Consider the following 3,114-nt stretch of genomic DNA (forward strand, 5'->3'; position numbering starts at 1 on the left):
GCTGGTGCGGCGACAAAGCAGAAGTGCCGCTCTGGACCTTCGGGCCGCTCCTCACGACATCAGTTGGGGCGGAGGCGACGCTGCCCCAGTAAGCCCAAACCACAGCCCTGCTCAGGCTGCCGATTTTTGCGACAAAGGACAGCCGGCGGTTGGCGTAACTGAGTCTGCACGCATCGCTGTAGGTTGACCCGATGCAGGTAAGACCAGCTCGCGTGGCGGTGCAGGTCGCGCAGTACGGCGCGGACTGGCCCGCGTTCCTTGCCGCAGCGCGTGAGGCGGAGGCGATGGGCGTCGACGCGTTGTTCAACTGGGATCACTTTTTCGGCCCGGGGGCCAACTCCACGGATCCGAACTTCGAGTGTTGGACGATGCTCGCCGCCTGGGCGGCCTCGACATCACAGATCACACTCGGCCCGCTCGTCAGCTGCATCGGATACCGCAACCCGGACCTCGTTGCCGATATGGCCCGGACCGTCGACCACGTTGCCGGCGGCCGGCTCATACTGGGCGTCGGGGCCGGGTTCAAGGAGCGGGACTACCTCGAATACGGCTACGAGTTCGGGTCGGTCGCCAGCCGTATCACTGACCTCGAACACGGGCTGGCGCGAATCCGCAACCGTCTCTTGCGACTTCAGCCGCCGCCCGCGGGGCCGCTCCCGATCCTGATAGCCGGCTCGGGCGAGCGACGGATGCTACGTCTGGTCGCCCAGCATGCCGACACCTGGCATACGTTCGCCGAAGGCGAGGCCTTCGCGCACAAGTCGCGAGTCCTTGATCGCTACTGCCGGGAGATCGGGCGCCCCCCCGACGAGATCGAGCGGTCGGTGCTCGTGGCCGGCGACCCGGCGTCCGTCGGGCAACCGCTGCGGGACCTAGGCGCCACTCTATTCGTCGTTAGTGCGACCGGCCGCCCCGAGATCGACTTCGCGCCTGTCGCCGAGTGGCTGCGCTGGCGTGACCTTCAGAACGCCTGACACCCCGCCCCTGAGCGGCACACTTTTCGCCGCGTGACGGCGCCCTCCGAGAAGAGACCGGCGCTCCCGTATCCACGAACGACCGGCCGCTATGCCAGGCTCGAATCGACGGCAGCCGCCTTCTCCTTTGCCCTCGCGGCCGTCGAGAGCGGCAGCGGAGCGCCGAAGGCTCCGTCGGCGACAAAGCAGGTGCGGTCCGCCTGGCCGCAGCGCGGCTTCTGCTTAGCGCGCGCAAGGCAGGGAAGACGACGCACGTGTTCGAAATGCTCCTGCTGCAGGGAAAGCGCAACTCTCGCGTCATCGAGTCCCTCAGTTGTTGGGCTCAGCGAGTCGGGTAGCGTTCGCGCGATGGGCCCGCCGACTCCCGAGCAGGCCGTCATCGACGAGTTGAGCAGGCCGCCGGGCACGATCAACGACCTCGCTGCACCGCAGCGTGGGGCGCCCACGCCGAGCATCGTCATAGGCGGCTGGGATTCCTCGCCGATCTCGACACGCTGAGGTTCGTCAAGCACCGCCAGGCCGGCGAGCGGCACGTGTTCTACGTGACATTCGCCGCCGAACACCCGCGGCTAGGGCCGGATCTCGGCGTGCCGGATCGTGCCGCGCTGTTGCTCGACGCCTGAAGCAGAAAGCGTGGGCCCGTGGCTGCTCTGGCAATAGCGGAGACGCGCGCCGCGATGGCGCGAAGGCGACTGGGTCAGTGCCTGCCGATCTGCTTCCAGTGCCGGCCGCCGTCGGTGGTGTAGTCGAAGTCGCTGCCGGCCCGGATCCAGCCGTACTCGGCGGACGCGAAGTCCAAGACGGCATATCCGGAGAGGTGCGGTTCCGGGAGCCGCGACCAGGTGCGGCCGCCGTCGACACTCGTGTAGAGAGCTCCGCTCAGGAACACGAACAGGTCGCGCGCGTTGGGTGCGGAGAACGGGATCGGTTGCCCGTGGATGATGTACCACTTGAGCGCCTGGCCGATGGGCACCTGGTGAGCTGACCAGGTGCGGCCTGCGTTCTTGGTCGTGTACAGGAGGAGCCGGTTGGTGTGGGTCGCGCTGTTGGTGGCTACGGCGGGCATCACACCGGCGGTGCCGAAGAAGCGGGGGGCCTGGCAGGTGGTGGTGATCATCCGGACAGTGGTTCCGTGGCAGATATCGCTGCGTGTCCAGCTTCGGCCGCCGTCGTTCGTGCGGTACAGCGTGCCTCGACCGCTGGCCCCTAATCCGGAGGTGAAGCGGACGGCCCAAGCATCGGCCCGGCTGGCAACGGCAATCGAGCCGTTGGAGTTGCCGAGCGGGATGGTCCCGCGGAAATGCCAGCTGCGAGCGCCGTCGGTGGTCTGGTAGATCGCCTGCCGCGCTGCGGACTCATGCGCCAGCGCAAAGCCAACCTCGGGGTCGAGGAAGCTGAGCGAGGACGCCAACCGGCACGCGGGAAGCGAGGACGCTCGCCAGCTACGCCCTGAGTCTGTGCTCACCGCGAGCGCACCGGCACCGATCGCCGGGCTCGGCGCACCAGGACAGGTCCGGTCGTAGGTGGACGTCCCGGAGGTGAAGGACAGAACCAGAGTATCGGCTGCGGGCGAGGCCGTGGTGTAGAGCTCCGCCAGGATGTCCCCGCTCAGGTTGGGCACCTTCTCACGGCTCCAGCGACGCCCGCCGTCGCGGGTGATGAAAAACCCGACCCCATTCACGGCCCAGCCGACCCTCGGCGCGATTAGACCAAACTGTCCAATGTTCGGAGGCAGTCTGAGCGAGGCGGCCGCCGGCACCTGATCGGATGCGTGCCCTGCTGCCCCTGCGCCAGAGCCGCGGCCACCGCTGTGGCGCCCAGCTCGCGAGCCGCCGCCTCCACCGGTGAAGCCGAGAATCAGGCCGGCCGCGAGCGCGGCGGCCACGATCAGTGCTGCGGCGATGCCGCGGTGTCTGCGCTGCCGCGCGCGGGCATCCTCGATGACGCCTGCCTCGATCTCTTGATCGGGAGCGAGCGGCATCAGGGGCGTTTCGACGGCCATATCAATGTGCTAGTGTAAGTAGCACATTGATCGATGTCAACATAGATCGCGACGACCCAGCTCACCTGCACGAACAGGTGGCCGCCGAGATCCGCCGCGCTATCGCCGAGGGCGAGGCCAAGCCGGGTGAGCGCCTTC

Annotated in this window: 3 protein-coding genes; 2 read left to right on the forward strand and 1 reads right to left on the reverse strand. The window is 67.8% G+C overall.

Going from position 1 to position 3,114, the window contains the following annotated elements:
* The first annotated feature begins 212 nt into the window (after window positions 1-212).
* Together VG296_RS15570 and VG296_RS15575 are read left to right on the forward strand one after the other, a co-directional pair.
* Window positions 213-974 (forward strand): LLM class F420-dependent oxidoreductase, encoded by a 762-nt coding sequence (locus tag VG296_RS15570; protein ID WP_325566436.1) that lies wholly within the window; start codon window positions 213-215, stop codon window positions 972-974.
* A 348-nt stretch (window positions 975-1,322) separates the two neighbouring features.
* The gene (locus tag VG296_RS15575; RefSeq protein ID WP_325566437.1) at window positions 1,323-1,472 is read left to right on the forward strand and encodes a hypothetical protein; all 150 of its coding nucleotides are present in this window, start codon (window positions 1,323-1,325) and stop codon (window positions 1,470-1,472) included.
* Window positions 1,473-1,671: 199 nt separating this feature from the next.
* On the opposite strand, the gene VG296_RS15580 is transcribed toward VG296_RS15575, so the two are convergent.
* A complete protein-coding gene (locus tag VG296_RS15580) occupies window positions 1,672-2,976 on the reverse strand; it encodes a hypothetical protein (protein ID WP_325566438.1) in 1,305 nt (434 codons plus the stop codon).
* Window positions 2,977-3,114 lie beyond the last annotated feature (138 nt).

The organism is Actinospica sp., assembly GCF_035552695.1.
GTDB lineage: Bacteria > Actinomycetota > Actinomycetes > Streptomycetales > Catenulisporaceae > Actinospica.

Bases quoted from the DNA above. Each gene is read 5' to 3' on its own strand.
- VG296_RS15575 (WP_325566437.1), top strand. From the start codon at position 1,323: ATGGGCCCGCCGACTCCCGAGCAGGCCGTCATCGACGAGTTGAGCAGG.
- VG296_RS15580 (WP_325566438.1), bottom strand. From the start codon at position 2,976: ATGGCCGTCGAAACGCCCCTGATGCCGCTCGCTCCCGATCAAGAGATC.